Origin of the sequence: Streptomyces sp. NBC_00440, from assembly GCF_036014215.1 — a bacterium.
GTDB lineage: Bacteria > Actinomycetota > Actinomycetes > Streptomycetales > Streptomycetaceae > Streptomyces.
In genome coordinates this window covers 4,446,763-4,472,664 of record NZ_CP107921.1, presented here as the reverse complement: position 1 = coordinate 4,472,664, position 25,902 = coordinate 4,446,763, and the positions used below count along the sequence as shown (strand labels likewise).

The window sequence follows — 25,902 nt, the reverse complement described above, 5'->3', positions numbered from 1 at the left end:
CTCGACCCGTGTCCGCCGTGGTCGATGTTCGACGTGAGTCGATGTTCGACGTGGTCGGTACGGCAGCCGTCCGGACGGGACGACGGCTCCACGGGTCTCTCGGGCTCAGGCGGCGAGACCGCCGCCGCTCTCTCGTAACTCCGGTGGAATTTGACCGAGAACATGCGGCGTCATGATGCGTCTCTCCGAGCGCTGAGCTGGTCGGCTGGCCGGGCGACGCCCGGTTGATGCGCTGCTGGGACGTGATCCTGCCATCTACGGCGCCCGCCAAGGATGTTCCGGCGCCTGGCCGACGACTAACCCCAGGTCAGCCCTATAAGGTGAGTTTTCCGGTCCGGAAGCCAGGCGTGGGGGGAAGTAAGGAGTGGAGACCTTGAGTTCCGACTCAGGGGCACGCACAGCCTTGGCGGAGCGTCTCGCGCTCCTCTACAAGGAGGCTGGCAACCCTCCCCTCAAGAGCGTGTCCGACGCGGTCGTCCGGCTCCAGCGGGCCGACGAACGAGGGCGGCCCGTACGGGTGTCCGCGCAGCGGATCAGCGACTGGCGACGGGCCAGGAACGTGCCGGCCCAGTTCGTCGCCCTCGCAGCGGTGCTGCACGTCCTGATACCTCAGGCACGGCGCGCGCAGCCCGTGCCGGTCTCCGCCGGCCTGTACGACCTGGCCCAGTGGCAGCGTCTGTGGGAGCGCGCGGTGGCCGACCCGGTCGGCGAGCACCCCGCGGCATCCGCGGAAGAGAAGGGACGCCCGTCGGGTGAAGAGGCCCCGACCGTCCCGGGTGGGGTGTGCCCCTACCGGGGGCTGGCTCCGTACCGCCGGCAGGACGCCAGGTGGTTCTTCGGCCGGGACCGGAGCACGGACGCCCTCGTTACTCAGCTCCGGTCGGCCGAAAGTACGGGCGGCCTGGTCATGCTCGTGGGCGCCTCGGGGTCGGGAAAGTCCTCCCTGCTGAATGCCGGCCTGGTGCCCGCGCTGCGGGACGGCGCGCTGCGCGACGGAGGCGGTCAGGCGGGGGACGTGCTCCAACTGGTGCCGGGAAACGATCCTCTCGCGGAGCTGACCCGCCGGATACCTGAGCTCGCGCACGTCGTTTCGGAGGCGCAGGGGCGGGAGGTGCGGCCCGCCGGGGAGCGGCCGGCCGGAGTGCCCGGTACGCGCCGGTTCGCTCGCGCGGCGCGCGAGGCCGTCACCGCGTGGGCGCATCGCGAGACATCGTCCCCCGGCCGTCCGGTCGTCATCGTCGACCAGTTCGAAGAGGTCTTCACCCTCGGCTCCGACGCCACGAACCAGCGCACTTTCATCCAGCTCCTGCACGCCGCGTGCACGCCGAAGGACACGGGTGAACCCGCCCCCGTGCTCGTAGTCCTCGGGATACGCGCCGACTTCTACGAGCAGTGCCTGGGGTACCCCGAACTGGCCGATGCGCTGCAACACCGGCACATGGTGCTCGGGCCGCTGACCACCTCGGAGTTGCGCGAAGCGGTGACGAGCCCGGCCAAGGCCGTGGGTCTGGAGCTCGAACCGGGGCTGGCCGAACTGATCGTCCGGGAAGTGAGCGACGACGGTCCCCGCGGTACGCACGCGGGCGTGCTGCCGCTCCTCTCCCACGCCCTGCTCGCCACCTGGCAGCGGCGTAAGGCGGGAAGGCTGACGCTGGCCGGCTACAGCGCGGCAGGCGGAATCCAGGGTGCGGTGGCGGCGTCCGCCGAGCGGGCCTGGTCCAGCCTCGACCCGGCAGCACGCACGGCCACGAGACTGCTCCTCCTCAGGCTGGTACGAGTGGGCGAGGACACCCAGGCCACCCGCAGGCGGGAGACGCGGCGCCAGCTCGCGGAGGAGTCAACAGACCGTCACAAGGCGGAGGAATCGCTCGAAGCGCTGGTGAACGCCCGATTGGTGACACTCGACGCGGATACCGTCGAGATCACCCACGAAGCACTGCTCCACGCCTGGCCGCGCCTGCGGGACTGGATCGGCGAGGACAGGAACGGCAACCTGCTCCGCCAGCAGTTGGAGGAGGACGGCAGGGCCTGGGAGGGCACGGACCGGGACAGTTCACTCCTCTACCGGGGTTCGCGTCTGGAGCAGGCCCGCAGCTGGGTCAAGTCCGCCGGTGACCCCTTCCTGACCCGGAGCGCGGTGGAGTTCCTGGCCGCTTCGGTCAGGCTGCGCAAGCGCACCGTCCGGATCAGCCGTGGTGCGGTGGCGGCCCTGGTCGTCCTGGCGATGGTGGCTGCCGGTTCGGCGGTGGTCGCCCGGCAGCAGCGGGACGATGCCGTGTTCGAGCAGGTGGTGGCCGAAGCCGATCGCGTCCAGTTCACGGATCCGTCCTTGTCGGCCCAGCTCGACCTGGTGGCACACCGTCTGCGGCCGCTCGACGAGGCCACCAACAACCGTCTGATCTCGATCGTGAACGCGCCGCTGGCCACGCCGCTGCTCGGCCACACCGGCGCCGTGTACCTCACCTCGTTCAGCCCGAACGGGCGGGTCCTGGCCACCGCCAGCTACGACCGGACCATCCGGCTGTGGGACGTGGCGGACCCGACTCACCCCAAACCGCTGGGCAAGCCCCTCACCGGCCACACGAGCTGGGTGAGCAGTGCGGTCTTCAGCCCGGACGGGCACACCCTCGCCAGCACGTCGGACGACGGCACGATCCGGCTGTGGAACGTACGGGATCCCAGCCGGCCGAAGCCGCTGGGCACGCCGCTGACCGGCCATGGCGGCACGTCGTACCTCCTGGCCTTCAGCCCCGACGGGCGCACGCTGGCCTCCGCCGACGAGGACCACACCGTGCGGCTGTGGGACATGGACCACCCGAGCCGGCCGAAGGCGATCGGCACGCTGACGGGCCACACCGCCGCCGTGCGCTCCGTGGCGTTCAGCCCGGACGGACGGACACTGGCAGCGGGCAGTGACGACAGCACGATCCGGCTGTGGAACATGGCCGACAGGCGTCACCCGAAACCGGTCGGCAAGGTGCTGACCGGCCACACGAGCACGGTGCACTCCGTGGCCTTCAGCCCCGACGGCCGCACTCTCGCCAGCGGCAGCGCGGACAACACCATCCGGCTCTGGAACGTGACCGACCCGCGCCATGCCTCCTCGCTCGGCGCGCCCCTCACCGGCCACACCGGCCCCATCTGGTCAGTGGCCTTCAGCCCCGACGGAACCAAGCTCGCCGCCGGCAGCGCGGACAGCACGGCGAGCCTGTGGAACGTCCGTAATCCGGCGTTTCCTTCCCAGGTCGGCGAGCCGCTCTCGGGCAGCAGTGGCGAGATGTACGCCGTCGGCTTCAGCCCCGACGGGCGGACCCTCGCGACCGGGAGCGGTGACAACAAGGTCCGCCTGTGGTCGATACCGACGTCGGACATGATCGGCCGGATCGGAGCGTTCCGCCCGGACGGGCGGCTGCTCGCCACGGCCTCGCGCGACGGGAAGATCCGGCTGTGGAACGTGCAGACGCCCAACTCGCCCGTGCTGCTGAGTGCACCGTTCATGCCCGGGAAGGGGGACGTGCGTTCGCTGGTGTTCTCGCCCGACGGACACACACTCGCGGTGCTGACCGGCAGCCGAGCGGTGCAGTTGTGGAACGTCTCGGACCCGGCCCGGCCGGTCCCCTACGGTCCGCCCGTCGCGCTGCGGACCCGCTTCGCGGGCCCCGACGTGCTGGCGTTCAGCCCGGACGGCCACACACTGGCGACCGCCCTCGACGACCGCACCATCCGGTTGTGGAACGTCAGCGACCCGGCCCGTCTCCGTCCGCTCGGCGCACCGCTCAGCGGCCAGACGGGCTGGGTCAACGCCTTCGTCTTCAGCCCCGACGGCCGGACTCTCGCGAGCGGCAGCGCCGACGGCGCCATCCGGCTCTGGAACGTGGCCGACCCACGTCATGCCACCCTGCTCGGCGCACCGCTGAAGGGGCACCTCGGGCCCGTCAACGCGGTCACCTACAGCCCGGACGGCCGCACACTGGCCAGCGGCAGCGACGACGGCACGGTCAGACTCTGGAACGTCACCGACCCTCGCAGGGCCACACGGCTGGGCCCGCCCCTCGCCGGCCATACCGAAGCGGTGGTGTCCCTGACGTTCAGTCAGAACGGGCACACCCTCGCGAGCGGCGGCAACGACGACACGGTCCGGCTCTGGCAGGTCACCCACCCGGCCAGGGCCACCCCCATCGGCCAATCGCTGAGCCCTAATGCCAAGACGGGCAATTTCCTGTCGTTCAGCCCCAACACCCACCTGCTCGGAGTGTCCAGCGGCGCCGATAGCGTCCGGCTGTGGAACCTCGATCCCGACAAGGCGATCAGTCGCATTTGCTCGTTCACACGGGGCGTCCTGACGCCGCAGAAATGGCACGAGTATCTTCCCCGCCTCCCGTACGACCCTCCATGCAATCAGTGACGGAGCCGGGGCTCCGCGTGAACCCCTACTGGTGATCTAGGTCACAACTCCGCTTTGTGGCCGAGCAGTTCTCCCCCTGCGCAGGCAAGCCTTGTTACTGTTGGATACAGCCCGATCGCTGATGCATCCCCCGTCGTCAGCGATCGGGCGTTGTCATGCCGTTACGGACACGGGGCACATCGGCGGCCGGCCACATTGAAGAAAATTCAAGAAGATTGAAGAAAATTCAAGAAAGCGGCATCCCGCGCCTTCCCGCGATATCCGGTCGCGGTTGATCCTCGATTCTCCAGAATTACCAAAGGCCCGCCCTCCTCGGCCAACAGCGCCTCCACAAGGACGGCCCCTTGCCCGTCACTTGCTGCTCATCGCTTACTGCTCATCACTCGCTGCTGATGACTTTCCCCTCCTGACTTGCTGCCCATGACTTGCTGCCCATGACCTGCCGATGGCACCAGCGGGCCGCGGCCCGCCCGCCCGTCGACTCCACTCGTCAGGACCTCTTGAGGAGTCGTAGGGTGAGGGCGTCGGACCAAGGGAGCGGTGGACACCAGTGGCCAAGGCGTACGAGCGGATCGCGGACGAGCTCCGGCAGTCCATCCGTACAGGCCGGCTGAGGCCCGGCGACCAACTGCCCGCGGAGACAAGGCTCGCGGAGCAGTCGGGGCGGAGCGTGCCGACGGTCCGGGACGCCTTGCGTCTCCTCCAGGCCGAGGGGCTGATCGAGAAGGTGCACGGCCGCGGCAGCTTTGTCCGTCGCGCTCGCACGCGGGTGCAGCGGACGAACGCCCGCCATCAGTGGGAGAAGGACCGGGCACGCCAGCCGCACGAGAAGCGGGCGCAGACCGGGGCGACGGAGCACGACACCGGACTTGAGGTCGACGACCTGGTCTTCCGCGCCGCCTATCGCGAGATCACGGCGGACGAGGACATCGCGGCGGCCATGGGGATCGCCGAGGGGACGGTCCTCGTCGAGCGCACCTACCGGACGCGCTACAGCGCCGAGCGCGCGCCCCTCAGCCTGGTCACGTCCTACCTGGTCCGCGAGCGGATCGAGAGCAACCCCGACCTCCTGGACGAGACCAAGGAGCCCTGGCCCGGCGGCACCTGGAACCAGCTCCACACCGTCGGCGTCGAGATCGACCGCGTCGAGGAGCGCGTGAGTGCCCGTCCGCCGACAGCCGAGGAGGCGGAGGAGCTGGACCTGCCGCCCGGGACAGCGGTCCTGGTGCTCCGCAAGACCCTGGTCGACACCGGAGGCCTCATCGCCGAGATGTCGGACGTCACGCTCCCCGGTGACCGTACGGAAACGCTCTTCACCACTCACTTGGAAAGGTGGTGAGCCGTGACCCGGCGCATCATCATCGTCACGGCCGTGCACGCCCCTTCCGCCCGGTTCCTGCGGGACGCGTACGCATCCCTCTGCGCCCAGGAGCTCCCCGGCGGCTGGGAATGGCACTGGCTGATCCAGGAGGACGGCACGACCGACGAAGTCGCCCCGTACGTCCCCGACGACCAGCGGATCACCTTCGGCCAGGGCCGCCACGGTGGTCCCGGAGTCGCGCGCACCATCGCCCTGGCGCGCGCCGACGGCGAGTACGTGAAAGTCCTCGATGCCGACGATCAGCTTCCCCCGGGCGCGCTGGCCCGCGACCTCGCGGCGCTGGAGGCCGACCCGGCCATCGGCTGGGCGACCTCGCGCGTACTCGATCTGCTCCCCGACGGGTCGACCGCCGGCTTCCCGGGCGACCCGGACCACGGGCCGGTCGACCGCGGGGCCGTTCTCGACTACTGGGCGGCGCACGACTTCCGCGCGCAGGTCCACCCGGCGACGCTGTTCGTACGCCGCGATCTCCTCGTTGCCCTCGGCGGCTGGATGGCGCTTCCGGCCTCCGAGGACACCGGCCTGCTGCTCGCCCTGAACTCGGTCGCGCGCGGCTGGTTCTCGTCCGATGTGGGGCTCCTCTACCGAAAGTGGGAGGGCCAGGCCACCGGGCAGGCGGCGCACACCGACACCGCCGAGCGGGACGCCCGCATGGCGATCGTCGAGGCCCGGGCGCGGGCGCTGGGCTCCTTCCAGTGGCGCTATCCGGTCAGCAAGGAGTGACCGGAGGCGCCGGGCAGTTCGGGCCTGTCCCGGCGGTACTTCACGTGTCCGGCTCGGCTTCCGGGCCGGAGCATCGGCTCGGCTTCCCGGCTGGGACATCGGCTGTTGCCGGGGGCCGGTCCGCCTCATACCGTCACGACATGCCTCCTGCCGCCCGCCTTCGCGCATCGGACCTCATGGCCACGCTGGGCCGCGGATACGTCCGCAACGCCCCCGGCTCCTTCCTCAAAGGGCCTCTCGTCGCCACCTACCTGAACCCGTACCTCCGTGACCACCCGCGCCGGCGCGTGGTCACGACCCGGTTCGGCGCGCTCATGGCCTGCGATTCGCGGGATCTCATCCAACGGTTCGTCCAGCTGTCCGGCGTGTGGGAACCGCATATGACCCGTTGGCTTGAGGGGCGCCTGACCAGCGGCGATGTCTTGATAGACGTCGGTGCGAATGTCGGCTACTTCGCGTTGCTCGGATCGCGGCTCGTCGGCCCGACGGGCCGGGTGGTCACCGTCGAGGCGTCACCGGCGTTCCACGAGCGGGTGCTCCAGCACGCGGCACTCAACAACTGCGACAACATTCGCGCGGTGAACGCCGCGGTGTCGGACCGGCACGAGACGCTGACGTTCGTGCTCGCCAGCTCGGCCAACATGGGGGCCAACTCCATCGTGCCGTACGACGGACCGGCCGAGTCGGCCTTTGAGGCGAAGGCGTACCCGCTGGCGGAGTTGTTGGAGGCGGACGAGATCTCCCGGGCCCGTGTCGTCAAGATCGATGTCGAGGGCGCCGAGGGCGGCGTGGTCCGCGGGCTGGCCCCGGTACTCGACCGGATGCGCCAGGACGTGGAGATCGCGGTGGAGGTCACACCGGAGCGCATGACCAAACTCGGCCACTCCGTGGACGAGTTGATGGAGACCATGCGAAGCCGCGGCTTCCACGCGTACCGCCTGCCCAACGACTACCGGCCCGAGAGCTACCCACGCGCCCTGCGCCACCCGGAGCCGCCGCGCCGGTGGAACCGGCCGGTCGTCGGGGAGACGGAGCTGGTCTTCTCCCGCATCGACGCCGACGTGCTGGACTGACGCCGGCGCGGGTCTTCCCTCGACGGGGAAGGGCCGCACCGGCGGGTCTTCCTGCGCCGGGGGAAGGGCGGGCCGCACCGGCGACGATGGTGACCACTGATCGGGGATACGGACCTCCGGGCCGGAGACCGCTTCTCCGCGACCCGCGAAGCAGAGGTCGGATCAGTTGCGCCGCCATACAGACCGGGTGCGTGACGACGCGGCTGATGCCTACGCGATTCCCCCCGGCTTACGGTCACGGTCGAAGGGGAGATCCAGCATCCGGATGGCGTTGCCCCGCAGAAGCTTGTACGTCACCTCGTCGGACAGCCCGGCCATGTGGTCGGCCGCCACCTGCTTCGTGTGCGGCCAGGTCGAGTCGACGTGCGGATAGTCCGTCTCGAAGGTCGCGTTGTTGACGCCGACCGTCTCGATCGCCTCGATCCCGTGCTTGTCCCGGAAGAAGCAGCAGAAGATCTGCCGGTAGTAGTACGTCGAGGGCGGCTCAGGGATCAGATCCTTGACCCCGCCCCATGCCCGGTGCTCCTCCCATACGTCGTCGGCGCGCTCCAGGGCGTACGGAATCCACCCCATCTGGCCTTCGCTGTACGCCAGTTTGAGGCGCGGGAACTTCACCAGGACCCCGGAGAACAGGAAGTCCATCATCGACGCCATGGCGTTGTTGAAGCTCAGCGACGCCTGCACGGCGGGGGGAGCATCGGGTGACGCCGCAGGCATCTGCGACGACGACCCGATGTGCATGTTCACGACGGTCCCGGTCTCCTCGCAGGCCGCGAAGAACGGGTCCCAGTAGCCGGAGTGGATGGACGGGAGCCCGAGGTACGTCGGGATCTCGGAGAAGGTGACCGCCCGCACGCCGCGCGCGGCGTTGCGCCGGATCTCCGCGACGGCGAGGCCGACGTCCCAGAGCGGGATGAGGCACAGCGGGATCAGCCGGCCGCCGCTGTCACCGCACCACTCCTCAACCATCCAGTCGTTGTAGGCGCGGACGCAGGCGAGGCCCACCTCCTTGTCCTTGGCCTCCGCGAAGGTCTGCCCGCAGAAGCGCGGGAAGGTCGGGAAGCAGAGCGAGGCCTCGACATGGTTCAGCTCCATGTCCTCCAGCCGGGCCTTCGGGTCCCAGCAGCCACGACGCATCTGTTCGCGCGTGATGCCGTCGAGGGTCATCTCGTCCCGGGAGAAGCCGACTGCGGCAATGATCCGCTTGTACGGGAAGATGCTCCCCTCGTACTCCCACCAGTCCGTGATCTGCCCGTCCGGATCGGTGGTGAACTTGTACTTCCCGCCGACGTACTCAAGCTCGCCGATGCCCGCCGTGAACGGCTTCGGTCCCCGGTCCCGGTACTTGCTCGGTAGCCAGGTCTCGAAGAGATGCGCGGGTTCGATCACGTGGTCGTCCACGCTGATGACCCGGGGAAGCTCACTGCTTTCCATTTGCTTGCTGGCCTTGCTGACCACGCCACATACCCCCAACTGCCTGCCGGTTTCACCGACTCGAATCTGACGATCCATCAGATTCAGGGTATGGCGTACACCGAACGACGACAAGCACCCGACCGGAACCGACCCCCGGCGCACCCTTGCGGGATCAGGGCGCATCCGTTGAACTGACGCCCCATCAGTTCGATTCTTCGAGGGAGTGCCGCCGATGCATACGATGTGGATCAGCGGAGCCGAGTGGTTCGCCGTGCTCCGGATCGGTCTTGGCCTCTGGTGGCTGGAGAGCTGGCGCCACAAGGACAAGAAGACCTGGTTCGGCGGCGGCGGAGTCCAGTGGGCGGCCGGCATCGCCGACAAGCACCGCTGGGCCCTGGTCCGTTCGGGCTTCGACGTGGTGGTGAAACCCCGGCCGCGCACGATGGCGTACGTCGTCGCCTACGCGGAACTGGCCCTCGGCCTCGGGCTGATCGCCGGTTTCCTCACGCCGATCGCGCTGGTGGCCGGCCTGGTTCTCAGCCTGATCTATCTCGTCCTGATGATCCACGACGTGTCGGAGCAGGGCCAGAACCTGATGATGGCGCTGATCTCCGCCACCGGGCTGCTCGGCATGTGCTGGCAGGCGTGGTCACTCGACGCCGCGATGGGGCTGTTCGTCTGAGAGGTGGAGCCGGAGCGGCGATTCCCTACCCCGCGCCGACCCGCACTCATAAGATCGTCCAGGCCGATTCAGGAGTGGACCGACTGGGGGAATCCGTGGGTACCGGGGCGCAGTTCGTCACGATCGCCGCTGTGCTGCTGGGTGCGCTGACCACACACGTCACGAACTCCCTCATGGAGCGGCGCCGCATGAAGTACCAGCTCATGACGCGGTGGGACGACAAGAAGCTCGATGCGTACGACGGGTACGTGGACAGAGTCCGTGCCTGCATCTTCCTCGCGGTCCAGCTCTACGAGACGACGGAGGGCCTCCGCGAGCGCGAGCAGACCGATGCCGAGATTCTGGCCGAGATGAAAGAGGCCGGCCGTCTGCGCGGGCGGGCCTTCGAACGGGTCATGCTGCTCGGCGGAGATGACGTGATCGAAGCGGCACATGACCTCAGTTCGGCGTCGGTGAAGATCGACTGGCAGGCGAACGGGAAGGTCACGGGGACTCTGGAGGAGTGGCGCGACCTTCACCGGGCTGTGTTCCGTTCGATCAACGCGTTCCATGAGGCGGCGCGCGCGGACCTCGGTGTCAGCGGAAACGTGACCGGCGAACAGCACCCGCACCGCGACCTCCTCCTGCCGCCTCCTCGCACCGATGCGTGACGTACCCGTGGGCCGGCCGGCTCGAAGGACACGGCTCCCCGCACTCACCCTCTCCTCCGCCGCCTGCTCGGTGTTCGCCGCGCAGGCGGGTGCCGGCCAGGGCTGACGGAGGAGCGGGCGGAGGGGTGGGCGGAGCGATCGGACCGGTCAGAGGGTCAGGAGGCGCTCGACGAGGTGTGCGGCCGAGTCCGGGCCTGCCTTCAGTACGACGCGGCAGTGGGCGCCCTTCTGCGGCGGATAGTTGAGGAACTGGCCGCGCAGGTCGCAGATGGTCTGGCCGCGGCCGGGGCCCTGGGTCGCGTCGACCACGACGTCGACGTTGGGCGCGAGCGTCGGCACCACACCGCCGACGGCGATGGCCGCCGCCAGCGGGTCGTGCACCGCGCAGCAGCGGCGGCCGAACGTCTCCAGGTAGAAGTCGTAGTAGAGGTCCATCATCTCGCCCAGGGCGACGGGCAGCGGGCGGCCCGAGTCCAGCAGGCGCCGGCGGTCCGCCTCTTCGAGGGTGTGGGCGAGGGTGACGTCGAGCGGGACGAGCGTGATGTCCCAGGGCGCGGCGAGGACTTCGGCGGCGGCCTCGGGGTCGTTGTGGATGTTCGCCTCGGCGACCGGCGTGACGTTTCCGCTCTGCTGCGCGGCGCCGCCCATGATGGTGATGTCCTGCACCAGGGAGGGCAGTTCGGGCTCACGGCGGAGGGCCTCGGCCACGTTGGTGAGCGGGCCGGTGGTGAGCAGCCGCAGCTTTCCCCGGTGGGTGCGGGCCAGCTCGATGATCATGTCGGCGGCGTCCTGCGCGACGGCCGACTGGGCCGAGTCGGGCACGGTGATGTCGCCGATGCCGTTGTGGCCGTGGATGTGCGGCACGGAGCCCCCGTACGTACCGGCCTGGGGGTCGGCCGCGCCGACGGCGACGGGGATGGTGGCGCGCCCGGCGAGCTGGGTGAGCGCCAGGGTGTTACGGGCCGCCTGGGTGGAATTGACGTTGCCGCTGACGGTGCCGATGCCGGCTATCTCGATCTCGGGGGATGCCAGCAGATAGGCGAGTGCCATCGAGTCGTCGATGCCGGTGTCGCAGTCGAAGTAGAGCGGCTGGGCTGTCATGGGAGGACGTCCTTCGCGGTCGGGGCAGTGGATGCCGGTGGGGTGGGTATCGGGGCGGGTGGGTGTCGGGGCGGGTGTGGGCGCGGGGGCCGCGGTGGATGTGGCGGTGTGTGTCGCGCGGCTGGTGCCGGTGCGGCTGTCGGGCCGCTCGCCGGGTGCCTGTGCGGGTGTGCCGGTCAGTCTGCCCGCCGGGTGATGAACAGGCTGGCCACCAGGGCGAGGACGGTGATTCCCACCGAGATCCACAGGGCCGTGCTGTAGCCGGCGTGCGTGGCGCGGGCCGCGTACGGGGCGACGATACCGATGCCGGTACTCGCGCCGATCCCGAAGGCGGCGCTGTTGAGGCCCGGCAGCGCGGCGGGCGCGTCCTTGGGCGAGTTGAGGACGCCCAGGCCGTTCACCGTGGTCAGGACGAGGCCGTTGTACGTGATGCCGAGGAAGGCGACCGCCGCGAAGACGGTCCACTTCTCCAGCGGGTACGAGGCAATGACGCACAGCGCCACGATGCTCAGGACCAGACCCACGCGGAGTGTGATCAGCCAGCCCCGCCGGTCGGCCAGCCGCCCGGCCATCGGCGCGGCGGCCAGCCCGATCAGCGCCGCGGGTGTGAGGAACAGCAGCGACGACTCCGTGGCGGTCATACCGAAGCCGGTCTTCGGGTTCTGGCTGATGACCACAACGGTGAAGTTGATGACCGCGAAGATCCCGGACAGCGCGATCACGGTCGTCGCGATGACCGGCCACACCTGGCGGGACTTGAGGTGCTTGAGCGCGATCAGCGGGGTGGCCCTGCGGCGTTCGACCATTCCGAAGGCGACGGCCGAGACGACCGTGCCTGCCAGGTAGCCGAGGGTGCTCGCGCTGTGCCAGCCGTCGGCGAAACCGTGCGAGACGAGGTACGTGACGCAGTACAGCGCGATCGACAGGGTGGCCGCGCCCCACCAGTCCATCCGGCCCTTGACGGGCTGCCCGTCCTTGGGCAGGACGAACGCCACACAGACCGAAGCGGCGACACCGATGACCAGGATCACGGCGAAGATCGACCGGTATCCGAGGGCGTCGGAGAGCCTGCCGCCCAGGAGCCCGTCCACGCCGCCGACACCACCGTTGATCGCGGTGATCACTCCGAGGGCGGTGGCGAAGACCTTCTTGCTGAGGCGCTCGTTGAGGACGACGTACGCGATCTGGAAGGCGGCACTCGACGCGCCCTGGAGCACCCGGCCGGTCAGCAGGACCGGCAGGTTCGGGGCGGCGATGCACAGCACCGTGCCCACGGAGGTCACGATCAGGACCGCGATGAGGATCCGGCGGCGTCCCCAGAAGTCGCTGAGGCGGCTCAGGACGACGCCCGTGATCGCTCCGGCCAGGAAGAACAGCGAGGAGACCTGGGCTATCCCGTCCACGCTTCCGTGGAGTTGACGCGCCATTTCCGGCAGCGCCGGGGTGATCATGCTGGCGTTCAACTGGTAGGCGATGACGCTCAGCAACAGCGTCGCCACCAGGACGGCCGCCTTCCTCCCCTGGAGGAGTGGCGTTCCACCTGGTGTTTCACCCGGCTTTTCACCGTTTTTCGACGGGTTTGGGTCTCTGATTCCTGAGCTGCCGCCCGGACTGCCTGTGTTCACAAGGAACCTCATCGTTACATTGAGTCACACTCTTGGCTGATGTGAGATGTTATACCTCTCCGTCCGACATGCGTCTAGTGTCGATGGATTTCTGGTTAGATGGACCGGATCACCGGCCCGTAGCGAAGCGAGGTACGCCGTGACCGGCACCGCCGTCACCGTCGATGGGTTCCTGGCCGAACCCATGACCGTCTCCGTGGGCCAGCCGCTGCGGGTGGCCGTCTACTCCCGCCTCGCACAGGGCATCCGGGACCAGGTCTTCCCGCTGGGCTCGGCCCTGCCCAAGGAGGCCGACCTCGGCACCCGGCTCGGGGTGAGCCGCACGGTGGTGCGCGAGGCCCTCATGCTGCTGGAGGAGGACGGGCTCATCCGCACCCGTCGCGGAGTGGGACGGTTCGTCAGCCAGACCCTCCCGCGCCAGGGCCTGGAGCAGTTGCAGCCCTTCGAGGAGACCCTCACCACGCCCGAACAGCCGGTGCGTGCCGAGCGCCTGGAGATGAACCTCCAGCGCACGACGGACTTCGTCCTCCAGGGCCTCGGGCTGGAAGAGGGCAGCAACGCCTGGTTCTGTGAGACCCGGCTGACCCGTGGTACGGAGCAACTGGCCCTCGTCCAGGAGCACATCGCCTGCGGTTCGGAACTCCGCGCGCTCTCCCCCGTGGTGGCCGACCGGGTGCAGGAGCTGCACGACAGTCCGCGCACCCTGCTCGGCGCCATGACCGGCATACTCGGGCCGGTCTTCGGCCCCGGTGAATGCACGATCACCGCCGGCATCGCCGGAGCCACCCGCGGCAGGCTCCTCGGGCTGCGCCCCACCGATCCGCTGCTCATCATCACGCAGACCGCGCAACTGGGCGGCAAGCCCGCCTACCTGGCTAAATACCTCGTCGCCCCCACCGGCGACCCGCTCTCCATCCTCCAGCCGCCCCAGCCGGGCGCGGCTCCGGCCCGCCCCTGACGCATACGTCTGCGGCTGCGGCTGCGGCTGCGGCTGCGGCTGCGGCTGCGGCTGCGGCTGCGGCTGCGGCTGCGGCTGCGGCTGCGGCTGCGGCTGCGGCTGCGGCTGCGGCTGCGGCTGCGGCTGCGGCTGCGGCTGCGGCTGCGGCTGCGGCTGCGGCTGCGGCTGCGGCTGCGGCTGCGGCTGCGGCTGCGGCTGCCTAAGGATTCGTACGACACGGCCACGTCATCGCTGCCGCCTCAGCCGATCCGCACCTTCGTCTCCAGTGGCAGGTCCGCCGACGACCGGCCGACCGCCACCGTGTAGGTCCCCGGCACCACCGTCCAGCCGGTCTCGGTCGTCTGCCACACCGCGAACGCCTCGCGGGGCAGGGCGAGTCGTACCGTCCGGCTCTCGCCCGGTTTCAGAGTGACCTTCTCGAACGCCTTCAGCTGCCGGGACGGTTCTCCGGCCGCCGCGGGCGCCGTCAGATACAGCTGGACGACCTCGATGCCGGTGCGGTGGCCGGTGTTGCGGAGGCCGACGCTCGCCCGGTAGCCGTCCCCGTACCGATCGAGCCGCAGGTCCGACAGCCGGAACGTGGTGTACGAGAGGCCGTGGCCGAAGGGGAACAGCGGCTTCTCGCCCGAGCTCTGATACCAGCGGTAGCCGACCGCGAGTTCCTCGTCGTAGTAGACCTGCACCCCGTCGCCCGGGTACTGCACGGTCGTCTTCGCCGGGCCCTGCTGCTCGGATGCCGGGAAGGTCTCCGGCAGCCTGCCGCCCGGCTCGGCGTCACCGAACAGCATCGCTGCCAGGGCGCTGCCCTGCTCCTGTCCGCCGTACCAGTTGGCGATGACGGCCCCGGCGCCGTCGAGCCACGGCATGAGGACCGCGCCCGATGTGTTCAGGACGACGACCGTCCGGGGGTTCGCGGCGACCACCGCCGCGATCAGCTCGTCCTGTCCGTCCGGCAGGGACAGCGTGGTGCGGTCCGTGCCCTCGCTGGTGTAGTCGCCCGCCACGACGACGGCCACGTCCGCCGCCCGCGCCGCGTCGGCGGCCCCGGCGAGGTCCTTGGTGTACGTCACCGGGATGTCCCCGGCCCGTGCCCTGATCCCGGCGAGCGGGGTGACGACGTTGCCGTTGGCCTTGACGGCGCCCGAACCGCCGCCGTGCGTACGGGCTCCGGCATCGGCCGCGTCGCCGATGACCGCGAGGGAGGCCGGGCGGGCGAAGGGCAGCACCCGCTCGTTCTTGAGCAGCACGCTGCCCCGGACGCTGATGCTGCGGGCGAGCGCGAGGTGCGCCTCGGTGCTGACCACCTTGGAGAGCACGGTCGCCGGGTCCGGCAGCCGGTGGTCGAAGAGCCCGGTCCGGTACATCGCGGTGAGGACGTGGACCGCCATCGTGTCCACGGTGGCGGCGCTCACCGTGCCCGCGCCGACGGCGTCCTTCAGCTTGCCGCTGAGGTAGGTGGAGCCCGGCATCTCCATGTCGGAGCCCGCCCGGGTGGTGAGCACGGTGCTGTGGGTGCCGCCCCAGTCGGACATCACCAGACCGTCGAAGCCCCAGGCGTCGCGCAGGGTGTCCTGCACCGCGGTGCGGTTCTCGTGCGACCAGTGGCCGTTCACCTTGTTGTACGAGGTCATCACGGCACCGGCGCCGCCCCGCTGGACGGCGGCGCGGAACCCCGGGTAGTAGATCTCGTGCAGGGCCCGCTGGGAGACCACCACGTCGATCGAACCGCGCAGGGTCTCCTGGTTGTTGGCCGCGAAGTGCTTGACGGTGGCCATCACCGGGTTGCTCTGGATGCCCTCGACCACCCGGGCGGCCAGCTCCGCGTTGAGGCAGGGGTCCTCGGTGAAGGTCTCGAAGGACCGCCCCCAGTACGGGACCCGCAGGATGTTGATGCAGGGCGCGAGGGCGATGTTGTGCCCCTTGGCCGCCTGCTCGGCGCCGTAGGCGGCACCGTAGGTCCGCACCGTGTCCGGGTCCCAGGTCGCCGCCAGGGTCTTGCAGTCGGGCCACTGGGTCACGCCGGTCGAGCCGTTGCCCACGCCGTTCGGCCCGTCGCCGAGGTACAGGGCCGGAATGTCCAGCCTGGTGTTGGCGAGGACCCGGCCCGCGTACCCCACGGTCCCGGTGGACCAGCCCTCACCGTGCAGCAGGGCGATCTTCTCGTCCAGGCTCATCTTCGCGACGAGTGCGGCGGCCCTGGCGGCGGCATCGGACGAGCCGGTCCGCGCCGCCGGGGCCGTACGAACCGCCCCGGGGGCGACGCCCGGTACGGCCGCGGACGCCCCGGTGGCCGAGGCCACCGTGGTGACGCCGGCGGCCACTGTGCCCGCCCCGGCCAGCTTCAGTACCGATCTCCGGTTGACGTTCATGTGCCCTCCCGAGTCGCTGTCATGGATGCGCGCATGGCGTGTCATGGGTGAACGAGTGCACGGACGTGGACGCACGGGTGCACGCCCACACGGGTGCAGTGAGCAAGAGCTACAGAAGTGACATGTACATGAGCACAGAGATCGCCCGAGGCGTCAATGGTTCTTACGCGCTTCGCCGAATCCGGCCCCTCTGCGGCCCCTCCGGCCTCGACAGCGGAACATCGAACGCCAACTGGCTCGATTTATGGCCCAGTTGGCTTCAGGGAGTGAACGCGGCACGCCCCTTGACGGGGTCAGCCGCGGTGCTCGACAGTCGTCCGGAAGGCGGATGAGAGCGCTCTCATCCGCACGGTCCCACCCGCGCACTCCCGTACGTGCTCTCTCCTACGTGCTCTCTCCTACGTGCTCTCAGACGGCTTCATCCCCCACACCCCCACGAAAGCCCCCACGAAAGCAGCCCCCATGAACAGGATCGCTTTCTCCGGCTCATCCCCCGGCTCCTCCCCCAGCACCTCCCGCGCTCCGGGCCGCCGCCGCGGACACCACCCCCGGCGCCGCCTGCTGACCGTGCTCGCCGCGCTCGCCCTCCCGCTGGCCGGGCTCACCGGTCTGGGCGGTCCCGCCGGACTCTCCGGCTCCGCCGCTGCGAGCGAACCGGCCGCACCGGCCCGTACGGGCGCTGCCGCCGACTGGACCACGGTGTTCAAGGACGACTTCGACGGTGCGGCCGGATCGGGCCTGAACACGGCCGACTGGCTCTACGACAAGGGCACCGGCTACCCGGGCGGCGCCGCCAACTGGGGCACCGGCGAGATCGAGACATCCACGGACTCGACCGACAACGTCTACCAGGACGGCTCGGGCCATCTGGTGATCAAGCCGGTACGCGACGGGTCCGGGCACTGGACGTCCGGCCGGGTGGAGACCCAGCGCACCGACTTCGCCGCACCGGCGGGCGGACAGCTCCAGCTCAGCGCCTCCCTGAAGCAGCCCGACCCGGCGAGAGGGCTCGGCTACTGGCCCGCCTTCTGGGCGATGGGCGCGGACGCCCGGCCGGCCGGGGCCACCAACTGGCCCAGCATCGGCGAGCTGGACATCATGGAGGACGTCAACGCGCTCAGCCAGCACTCGACCACGTTCCACTGCGGCCAGTGGGCGGGCGAGTGCCACGATCCGGACGGGATCAGCAGCGGGTTGCAGGCGTGCACGGGCTGCCAGTCCGGCTACCACACGTACTCGGTGGTCGTGGACCGTACGAACGCCTCGGCCGAGCAGCTGCGCTTCTCCCTCGACGGCGTCCAGACCTTCGTGGTCAACCAGAACGAGGTGTCCGACGCGACCTGGAAGGCAGCGGTCGACCATGGGTTCTTCGCGATCTTCGACGTGGCGATCGGCGGCTCGTACCCCAACAAGGTCTGCGGCTGCACCTCTCCTTCGGCCGACATCAGCTCCGGTGCGGGGATGAGCGTGGACTGGTTCTCGGCCGAGGTCAGCCAGTCATGAGCCCGTCGTAAGCCGGTCGTAAGCCGGTCCTGGTCCGGTAGCGGCAGCGGACAGCGCCGTGCCCCGGAAGGCCGGGAGGATGGCCGTCCGGGGCACGGTGCTCACTGATTCACTGCCGGTGCACTACTGGCCCGGTGAAGGTGCTCAGTTCCAGCCGTGGTTACGGCCGTGGTCGCGGCCGTGGTCCCAGCCGTGGTTCCAGCCGCCGTTGTCACGGCCGTGGTCGCGCCCGTGGTCACGGCCGTGGTCGCGGTCGTGGTCACGCCCGTGGTCGCGGCCGCCGTTCACGCAGGTGTTGCCGAACGCCGGGTTGAGCAGGCCGATGACGTTGACGCTGTTGCCGCAGGCGTTGATCTGGGCGTCGATCGGCACCTGGACGACGTTGCCGGAGAGGACACCGGGCGAGCCGATGGCCACGCCCTCGGCCCCGCTGTCCGCGGAGGCGACCGACGCACCCCCCAGCACAGTGGCGGCCGCGATGGCAGACAGCACGGTCATCCGCACGATTCGAGACATGGACACAAACCCTTCCGTTGGAGCACTCCAGGGCCGGTTGCACACGGGCCCTTTTGTGTGGTCCTCCGCAATGCCTGCCCGCTGGGGTGCGTCCCGCATCGTCTCTTCACCCGAAGAGACGCGGTGCTGAACGGGCACACCCGTGGTGGGCTGCGAAAACGTCCGGCTACCCAGGGCCAGTTGCCCGGCTGATCGCCGTCTCGACCGCAGCGATCCGGTCCGCCAGCAGCCCCAGCGCCGCCACCGCGCGCGGCAGCGGATCGTCGTCGGGTCCGCCCCCGAGCGTGCGGGTGCGGACGTCGGCCGCCTTGACCTCCGCCCAGCGCGCCGCCTGCGCCTGCGTCAGCGTGCCGCGCAGCTCGGCCAGTTTCAGCAGGTTGGACTCGGCTCCGCCGGCCAGCGTCTGGGCCTCGCCGGTGTAGTGGTCGTCGATCACCGCGGCAAGCTCCGCGCCGTTCATCACCGGGTCGATCCGCGCCGCGATCTTGTTCATGTTGCGGTACGAGCCCTGGAGCTGGAACGGCGGCTCGGTGCGGGCCGCGTCGGACTGGGCGGCCGACGCGATGTACGCGGCGTTGACCGCGAGCACCGTGGCCCTGGCCGCCAGCAGATGGCGCAGCACCGCCACGATCCGGTCCAGCTCTCCGGGTGCGTACGGGTGCTGGAGCCGGTCGCGCTGTGCGGTGGGATCGTCCGCCGCCAGCCGTACGAGCAGCGCCAGGTCGTCGCGGTCCCGGCCCGCGAGCGGGGCGAGCACCGGGTTGGCGGTGAGGGCGTTCTCCACGAAACTCAGCGCGAAGACGTCCTCCTTGCCGGTGAGCACATCGCCGAGGTTCCAGACGTCGGCGCGGTTGGCCAGCATGTCGGGTATCCGGAAGCGCTGCCCCGACTCCGTGTACGGGTTGCCCGCCATGCAGACCGCGAACCGTTTGCCCCGCAGGTCGTAGCTGCGCGCCTCACCGTCCCTGACACCCTCGATCCTGCGCTGGGCGTCGCAGAGCGGGATGAACTTCTGGAGCAGCTCGGGCGAGGTGTGCTGGATGTCGTCCAGATACAGCAGGGTGTTGTTGCCCGCGGCCAGCGCGAAGTTGATCTTCTCGACCTCCTGGCGCGCGGTGGCGTCCGGCGCCTGCGCAGGGTCGAGCGATGTCACCCGGTGGCCGAGCGCCGGGCCGTCGACCTTGACCAGGACCAGGCCGAGCCGGTCGGCGACGTACTCCATGAGCGTGGTCTTGCCGTAGCCGGGCGGCGAGATCAGCAGCAGCAGGCCGTTGCTGTCGGTGCGCTTCGAGTCGCCCGCGGTGCCGATCTGCTTGGCCAGGTTGTCGCCGATCAGCGGGAGGTAGACCTCGTCGATGAGCCGGTTGCGTACGAACGACGACATGACCCGGGGGCGGTAGTCGTCCAGCCGCAGCCGCGCGCGCTCGGCGGCGACCAGGGCGGTGCGCTGCCGCTGGTAGGCGCGGAAGCCGGGCACCTCGGTCCGGTGGAACTCGGCCGCTGCCGAAAGGAGTTCGTCGATACGGACGGTCAGGCGGCGGCGTTCGATGCGCGGGTGTGTGCCGAGCAGCCCCTCCACCGTCTCCGCCAGCGGGGCTGCCGACTCGTAGCGCGTCAGGCCCGGGCAGAGCTCGACGGCGACCGCCTCGGCTAGCGCCGCGGCAGGCAACGTTTGCCCGTCAAGGAGCGGCGTCCGGTGCGTGCTCTCGGCGTGCCGGCCGGAAGCCCTCGTACTGGACGTACTTGGGCTTTCGGCCGGTGCGGCGAGAGTGCGTACCGGACGTCGCGACGGGGCAAACGTTGCCTGCCGCGGTGCTGGATCGCCGGGGCGGGTGTTGTCCTGGCCGCCGGAGAGGGTGTACGCGGTCAGCCAGTTCTCCACCAGCTGGCGGCGGGCCGCCGGGTCGTCGTCGCCGATGCCGGCCAGGTCGTCGTCGTACGCCGAACTGCCCACCGCACGGCGGAACTTGTCCAGCAGCGTGCGGGCCGCCGCATGGGTGACGAAGCCGTCGGGGCCGCAGGTCAGCTCCTCGAAGAGGTACGCCGCGGCGTCCGGCGCGTCCGGCCCTCCGATCACTCCCGCCAGCTCGGCCTGCCAGTCCGCGATGGCCGGGGCGAGGCCGAAGGTCTCGCGGGCGCGGGCCATCGAAAGCGCCCTGCGGGTCCAGGCCTGCCGTGCCGTGTCCGTCGCGGAGTGCGCCCAGAACAGCTGGGCGGCTGCGCGGGCCTGCGGCGGGAAGCGCAGCGGCCCGGCGTCGGAGTGCAGTCGCAGCAGGGCGCCGAGGATCAATGTGGCGTCGTGGTCGTGGACGCCGCGTTCGTACCCCTCGTCGTACGCGGCCTCGGCCGACTGCCGTACCAGCGACGGGAGATCGGCGGCGGCGAGTGCCGCGGCGCCGTGTTCGGCGAGCAGCCGGGCCGCCAGGTACTCCGCCCGGTAGAGCGCGGGTGACTCGGACGGCAGGGTGCGGCCCCAGTACGGGCGGCAGGCGGCGAACGCGGGGTCGGTGACCGGGGAGCGGTAGTCGGTGCCGGTCAGCGCGAAGGCCAGGCCGGCATCGGCGCCGTTCTCGCCCTTGCCGTCGCTGTTCCCCGACCCGCCGTACGGGACCAGGGTCAGGTCGAGCGGCTGGGAGTTGACTGCGAAGCGGTGCCGGCCGAGCCGGATGACGGCGCCGTCGTCCGCGTACAGATCGGTGCGGTCGCGCAGCGCGCGGACCGCCTCCTGGCGGGCGGCCGCGATCCGGCCCGCCAGCTCTTCGGCCCGTACCCGGTCGCCCAGTTCGCGCAGCTCGGCGGAGGTACGGCTGACCTTGGCGACCAGCGGGTCGGATGCGAAGAACGTGCTGATCGCGTCCGCGGAGCCGAGCGAGGCCGCCCGGCGGGCGATGGTCTCCAGGACGCGCGAGGCCGAAGCGCCGAGCCGTTCCGCGCGGCGGGCGCGGTCGTCCTGGAGGGTCTGCTTACGGGCCGAGAACGCCTCGTACACCTCGGTACGCTGCGCGCCCAGCTCGGCCAGGAAGTCGTCGGACCCGGCGAACCGCGACTCCAGGTCCTCCACCCGCAGCAGCAGGCCGGCGAGCTGGTCGTCGCAGGCCTCCGGGGTGCCGGCGGCGGCCAGCGCGCCGGTGACCGACTGCCCCAGCAGGGCCCGCTCGGCGGCGAATTCGGCGCGCCCCTCGTGGTCGAGCAGCTCCCGGCGGCGCGCTTCGAGCGTCGCGCGGGCCCGGTTGACCGCGCCGACGACCTCGGCGATCCGCTCCAGCACCGAGGTGCGGACCGTGGTGTCGCCGATGTCGAGGCCGGTGACCACCTCGGTGACGGTACGCAGCCCCTCCGCCAGCTCGTCAAGACGCCCGGTGACCGGCGCGGCCCCGGCGACCGTCCCGATCGCCTCCGCGTCGGCGGTGAGCTGCTCGGTCTCCGTGTGGTACCCGGCGAAGGCGTCGTCGCGCCGCAGCTGCCCGACGGCGCGCTGGGCGAACGCGGCAATGTCCGCCTCCACTTCGCCCGCGAGCGTGTCGATGCGCGCGGTGTCCGCGTACCGCTGCTCCTTGAGCGTCAGAACATGTCCGTGGGCGCGGCGCAGTTCGGTCAGCCGGGTGACCCACTCGGCGGCCGAACCGGGCACCTCGCCGCGGATACGGCGCACCAGACCGGCGATCCGCGCCTCGGCGGCGTCCAGTGCCTCGGCGGCCTGCCGGGTCAGCGTCCGGACGGTCTCGAACTCGGCGAGCACCTGCCCGGCCGTGGTCCGCAGCCCGTCGAGCGGTTCCAGCAGGTCGCCCGTGCCCTCGTCGCCCAGCCAGTGGTGGGTGTCGGCGGCCCGTACGCAGGAGGCCAGCAGCGTCTCGTACACACCGGTGGTGGGCGCGGTGTTCTCGGTGACCGCGCGGGCCAGCGAGAGGCAGTCGGAGATCCCGCGCACCAGGTCGGCGTTGCCGATGCGCGCGAGGGGGCCTTCGCCTGCCGGGGCTGTGTCGGCGTAGGTGTCCGAGACGTACGGTGAGCGCCAGCGCTGGAGCGGGTGGACGCGGGCGGGCTCGTCGGACTCGCCGCGCAGGACGATGAGGGTGCCGTCGTCGAAGAGCGCGTACCCCCGGCAGACGACCGGGGTCCCGGTCTCCTTGCGGATCAGGTTGTACGGCAGGAGCAGGGTGCGGCCGTCGCCGCGGGCGTGGAAGACATACAGCACGTCCTCGCCGTTCGGGGAACGGATCTGCCGCTCGAACTCCAGCCCGGCCGTGTCGAGTTCGAAGGTCTTGTACGCGCCGCTGGCCAGGCAGTATCCACCGGGGAAGACGATGCCCTGGTCCTCGGGGAGGCTGCGGCAGGCCTGCCCGATGCCGTCGAGGCGGACGACTGCGCGGGTGACCGTGTTGAAGACGAGGTGGCGCCGGTCCTCCTCCTTGTACGGGCGTACGCGCAGCAGGAGGAGGGTGCCGACGCGGGCGTACTCCACCTCGGCGTCGGCGAGCGACTGGAGCGGTTCGTCGACCGGCTCGGCCCAGATGCCGTCGGGCGTCTCGGTGTTGTCCTCGTCCTTGACGGTGAGGGAGCCGCCGACGGTCGTCACGTACACGTCACCGGGCAGGGCGATGTGCGGGTGGCGGCCGAGCACCTGGTCCTGGCGTGTGGTGGCCGTCCACTCGAAGTCGTGCGACGGCGGGAGGACATGGTCACGGTCGCCGCGCGCGTCCAGGTACGCGGCGCTGCCGTCGGCGGCGAGCGTCCAGCGCAGCACGCGGATGTCGTCGGCGGTCTCGCCGGTACGGAACACGGCGAGCAGCTTGCCGCCGATGTGGCGGAGCTGGAGGAGGCTGGCGTCGCGGTAGTAGCGGTAGAGCTCCGCGAACTCCCTGGTGAAGGCGGGGTCGTCGAGCAGGCCGGGCACGGCGGTGTCGGGGAGCCGGCCGAGTGCGGTGTCGTGCAGGGCGAAGACGTCGGCCGGCTCGGAGGTCTGCTTCTGCCCTGGCGGGATGTTGCAGCCGATGAGCAGGCGGTTGCCGATGGCCACGGTGTCGCGGGGGACGCAGGTGCTGTCGGTACGGAGGTGTTCCGTGCCGGTGAGGGCCAGCTCCATCGAGCCGAAGGTCTCGGTCCTGCGGGTGTTGAGGACGGTGGCCCTGCGGGCCAGCTCGGCGGCCTGAACGGTCAGCCGGTCCCGGAGCACCTCGTAGGTGCCGGCGTCTACGGAGGTGGTGGTCATCGGCTGCTTTCTGGGATGGGGTGTTGGTGGGCTGGGCTGGGCTGGGCTGGGCCGGGCCGGGCCGGGCCGGGCCGGGCCGGGCCGGGGATGGTTGGGTCCGGCACCACCCAACGCATCGCGGCACAATCAAGCCCGTCCTGGGGGCACCTCCCAGCGGTGGCTGGGGGAGATTGAGGACCAGGGGGGCAGCGCCCCCGCTCCTCAGACCTTCGCCGCCCCGTTCAGCGCAGCGACCGGCACATCCGAAAGCCCCAACCGAGCTGCCTGGTCCAGAAGTTGCTGGACCGGGCCCGCCTCCGCACCCCCCGACTTCAGCAGCTGCATCAGCACCGCCGACACCGTCAGATTCCGTACGCCACCGCTCGACACCGACCCGAGCATCTTCGTCAGGTCCTCCGGGAAGCTGGCCGAACCGTCCAGCCACGGCTTGGCGAGCGTCTGGGCCGTCTTGGAGTTCTCCATGAAACCGTCGAAACCCTTGCCGAGCGAGATCGACGACACCAGGCGGTCGAAGAAGACCGACTCGCCGCCGACGATGCTGATGTCGGCGTTCTCCAGGCCGGTGGCGAGCACCGTGGCCTGCGCCTCCGCGACCTGGCGCTGGACGTCGATCCCGGCCAGCCTGATCTCCTTCTCGGCCGCGACCCGCAGCCGGTACTCCTCGTGTCCTCGTGACGCGTCGTCCAGTGCGGCCATCGCCGCCGCCTTCTCGGTGAGGCCCGCGGCCTCCGCCTTCAGCTTCTCGCCGATCATCGCGGCGTCCGCGGTGGCCTGGGCGCTGGTGCCCTCCGCCGCGGCCAGTGCCTTCAGACGCGCCCCCGACGCCTCGGCCCTGAGCCGGGCCTCGGTGGCCTCCGCCTCGGCGCGGCCCGCCTTCTCGATGACGTCGGCCTCCTTGTCGCGGACCTGGACAGCAGCCAGTCCGGGTGCGGCGGCCTCCGCCTGGATCGCCTCGGCGAGACGCAGCTTGGCCTGCGCGTCGAGGTCAGCGGACTTCAGCCGGGCCTCGGCCAGGGTGAGTTGCTCGGCCGCGTGGTGCGTGGCCGCCGCCTCCGCGGCCTCGGCCGCCTTGATGTCCTTGACCAGCCGCTCCTGCGCCTCCGCCTCGGCCGCGATGATCACGGCCTGCCGGGTGCGCTCGGCCTCCTCGACCATCCGCAGCTTCTTGATCGACTCCTCCTGCTCGGCGACCGTACGGTCCACCGCGATCCGCTCCCGGATCACATCGGCCACCTCGCGGCGCTCCGCCTCGACCTCCTTGTCCCGGGAGATCATCGAGAGCTGCGTCTCGCGCTCACGGCCGATGACTTCGAGGAGCCGGTCCTTCTCGATCCGCTCGTTCTCGACGGCGATGACCCGCTCGCGGTTCTTCTGCGCCACGGCGATCTCGCGCGCCTGGTTCTCGCGCTGCACCCCGAGCTGCTCCTCGGTGCGCAGGAACGCGGTCTGCGCGCCCAGGCGTTCCTCCTCCTGGACCTTGGCCGTCACCGCCTCCTCGCGGGCCCGCAGCGTGTCGACCTCACGCTTCTGCTTGATCTCCGCCTCGGCCTGCCGGCGCTCCAGCTCCAGGATGGTCTCCCGGGCGTCGACGTTCTGCCGGGTGATCTCCTTCTGCTCGGTGCGCTGGAACTCGTTGGTGCGGACGTGCTCGACGGCCGTCAGTTCGGTGATCTTGCGGATGCCCTGGGCGTCCAGGATGTTGGCGCCGTCGAGCTGCGCCATCGGCGTCTGCTCCAGGAAGTCGATGGCCGCGTCGTCCAGGTGGTAGCCGTTGAGGTCGGTGCCGATGACCCGGATGATCCGGTCCCGGAACTCCTCGCGCTTCGTGTACAGGTCCACGAAGTCCAGCTGCTTGCCCACGGTCTTGAGCGCCTCGGAGAACTTGGCGGCGAAGAACTCCTGGATGGCCGCCTTGTCGCTGGCCCGCTGGGTGCCGATCGCCTGGGCGACCTTGGCGACGTCCTCGACGGTCTTGTTGACCCGTACGAAGAACGAGATGTGGATGTCGGCCCGGATGTTGTCCTGACAGATCAGGCCCTCGCGCCCGGTCCGCCTGATCTCGATGATCTTCACCGAGATGTCCATGTACTCGGCCTTGTGCAGCACGGGCAGCACCACGGCACCGGTGAAGGTGACGTCGACCTTCTTCGTCTTGGAGATGATCAGTGCCCGGCCCTGCTCCACCTTGCGGAACAGCCTGCTGAGCACCAGGACGAGTGCGACGGCTATGAGCAGGACAACGGCGACGAGCACGCCGATGCCCAGGGAGATGGCATCCATGAACATTCCTC

At 70.4% G+C, this 25,902-nt stretch carries 15 protein-coding genes; 8 read left to right on the top strand and 7 right to left on the bottom strand.

Going from position 1 to position 25,902, the window contains the following annotated elements; genetic code table 11:
• Window positions 1-364 precede the first annotated feature (364 nt).
• The 4 genes from OHB13_RS20190 to OHB13_RS20175 all read left to right on the top strand — a co-directional run bounded on the left by OHB13_RS20190 (window position 365) and on the right by OHB13_RS20175 (window position 7,582).
• Window positions 365-4,405, top strand: a complete 4,041-nt coding sequence (locus tag OHB13_RS20190; protein WP_328378032.1) for an NACHT and WD repeat domain-containing protein — start codon at window positions 365-367, stop codon at window positions 4,403-4,405.
• 550 nt (window positions 4,406-4,955) lie between these two features.
• Window positions 4,956-5,744, top strand: a complete 789-nt coding sequence (locus OHB13_RS20185; protein WP_266854855.1) for a GntR family transcriptional regulator — start codon at window positions 4,956-4,958, stop codon at window positions 5,742-5,744.
• A 3-nt stretch (window positions 5,745-5,747) separates the two neighbouring features.
• Complete coding sequence (locus OHB13_RS20180) at window positions 5,748-6,509, top strand: glycosyltransferase family 2 protein (RefSeq protein ID WP_328378031.1); 762 nt, start codon at window positions 5,748-5,750, stop codon at window positions 6,507-6,509.
• A 140-nt stretch (window positions 6,510-6,649) separates the two neighbouring features.
• Window positions 6,650-7,582, top strand: coding sequence for an FkbM family methyltransferase (locus OHB13_RS20175; protein WP_328378030.1), 933 nt, complete (start codon window positions 6,650-6,652; stop codon window positions 7,580-7,582).
• A gap of 210 nt (window positions 7,583-7,792) precedes the next feature.
• On the opposite strand, the gene OHB13_RS20170 is transcribed toward OHB13_RS20175, so the two are convergent.
• The gene (locus tag OHB13_RS20170; protein WP_266854859.1) at window positions 7,793-9,016 is read right to left on the bottom strand and encodes an amidohydrolase family protein; all 1,224 of its coding nucleotides are present in this window, start codon (window positions 9,014-9,016) and stop codon (window positions 7,793-7,795) included.
• A gap of 214 nt (window positions 9,017-9,230) precedes the next feature.
• Here OHB13_RS20170 and OHB13_RS20165 point away from each other — a divergent pair, with 214 nt between their 5' ends.
• The gene (locus tag OHB13_RS20165; protein ID WP_328378029.1) at window positions 9,231-9,680 is read left to right on the top strand and encodes a DoxX family protein; all 450 of its coding nucleotides are present in this window, start codon (window positions 9,231-9,233) and stop codon (window positions 9,678-9,680) included.
• A 95-nt stretch (window positions 9,681-9,775) separates the two neighbouring features.
• Window positions 9,776-10,330 (top strand): hypothetical protein, encoded by a 555-nt coding sequence (locus OHB13_RS20160; protein ID WP_266860831.1) that lies wholly within the window; start codon window positions 9,776-9,778, stop codon window positions 10,328-10,330.
• Window positions 10,331-10,477: 147 nt separating this feature from the next.
• On the opposite strand, the gene OHB13_RS20155 is transcribed toward OHB13_RS20160, so the two are convergent.
• Window positions 10,478-11,431 (bottom strand): nucleoside hydrolase, encoded by a 954-nt coding sequence (locus OHB13_RS20155; protein WP_266854862.1) that lies wholly within the window; start codon window positions 11,429-11,431, stop codon window positions 10,478-10,480.
• Between the two features lie 176 nt (window positions 11,432-11,607).
• On the bottom strand, window positions 11,608-12,930 hold the full coding sequence (locus OHB13_RS20150; protein ID WP_266854864.1) for an MFS transporter: 1,323 nt from the start codon (window positions 12,928-12,930) through the stop codon (window positions 11,608-11,610).
• Window positions 12,931-13,195: 265 nt separating this feature from the next.
• Between OHB13_RS20150 and OHB13_RS20145 the strand changes: the two genes are divergently transcribed.
• On the top strand, window positions 13,196-14,014 hold the full coding sequence (locus OHB13_RS20145) for a GntR family transcriptional regulator (RefSeq protein WP_266854866.1): 819 nt from the start codon (window positions 13,196-13,198) through the stop codon (window positions 14,012-14,014).
• A gap of 239 nt (window positions 14,015-14,253) precedes the next feature.
• On the opposite strand, the gene OHB13_RS20140 is transcribed toward OHB13_RS20145, so the two are convergent.
• A complete protein-coding gene (locus OHB13_RS20140; RefSeq protein WP_328378028.1) occupies window positions 14,254-16,383 on the bottom strand; it encodes a glycoside hydrolase family 3 C-terminal domain-containing protein in 2,130 nt (709 codons plus the stop codon).
• Window positions 16,384-16,845: 462 nt separating this feature from the next.
• Between OHB13_RS20140 and OHB13_RS20135 the strand changes: the two genes are divergently transcribed.
• Window positions 16,846-17,886, top strand: coding sequence for a glycoside hydrolase family 16 protein (locus tag OHB13_RS20135; RefSeq protein WP_328378027.1), 1,041 nt, complete (start codon window positions 16,846-16,848; stop codon window positions 17,884-17,886).
• Window positions 17,887-18,030: 144 nt separating this feature from the next.
• Here OHB13_RS20135 and OHB13_RS20130 read toward each other — a convergent pair whose 3' ends face one another.
• From OHB13_RS20130 to OHB13_RS20120, 3 genes are all read right to left on the bottom strand, one after another.
• Window positions 18,031-18,402 carry a chaplin gene (locus OHB13_RS20130; protein WP_323183755.1) on the bottom strand — a complete coding sequence of 124 codons (372 nt, stop codon included), beginning with the start codon at window positions 18,400-18,402 and terminating at the stop codon, window positions 18,031-18,033.
• 166 nt (window positions 18,403-18,568) lie between these two features.
• Entirely contained in the window at window positions 18,569-23,611 is a 5,043-nt protein-coding gene (locus OHB13_RS20125) for a DNA repair ATPase (protein WP_328378026.1), read from the bottom strand.
• Between the two features lie 201 nt (window positions 23,612-23,812).
• Window positions 23,813-25,891, bottom strand: coding sequence for a flotillin family protein (locus OHB13_RS20120; RefSeq protein ID WP_328378025.1), 2,079 nt, complete (start codon window positions 25,889-25,891; stop codon window positions 23,813-23,815).
• Window positions 25,892-25,902 lie beyond the last annotated feature (11 nt).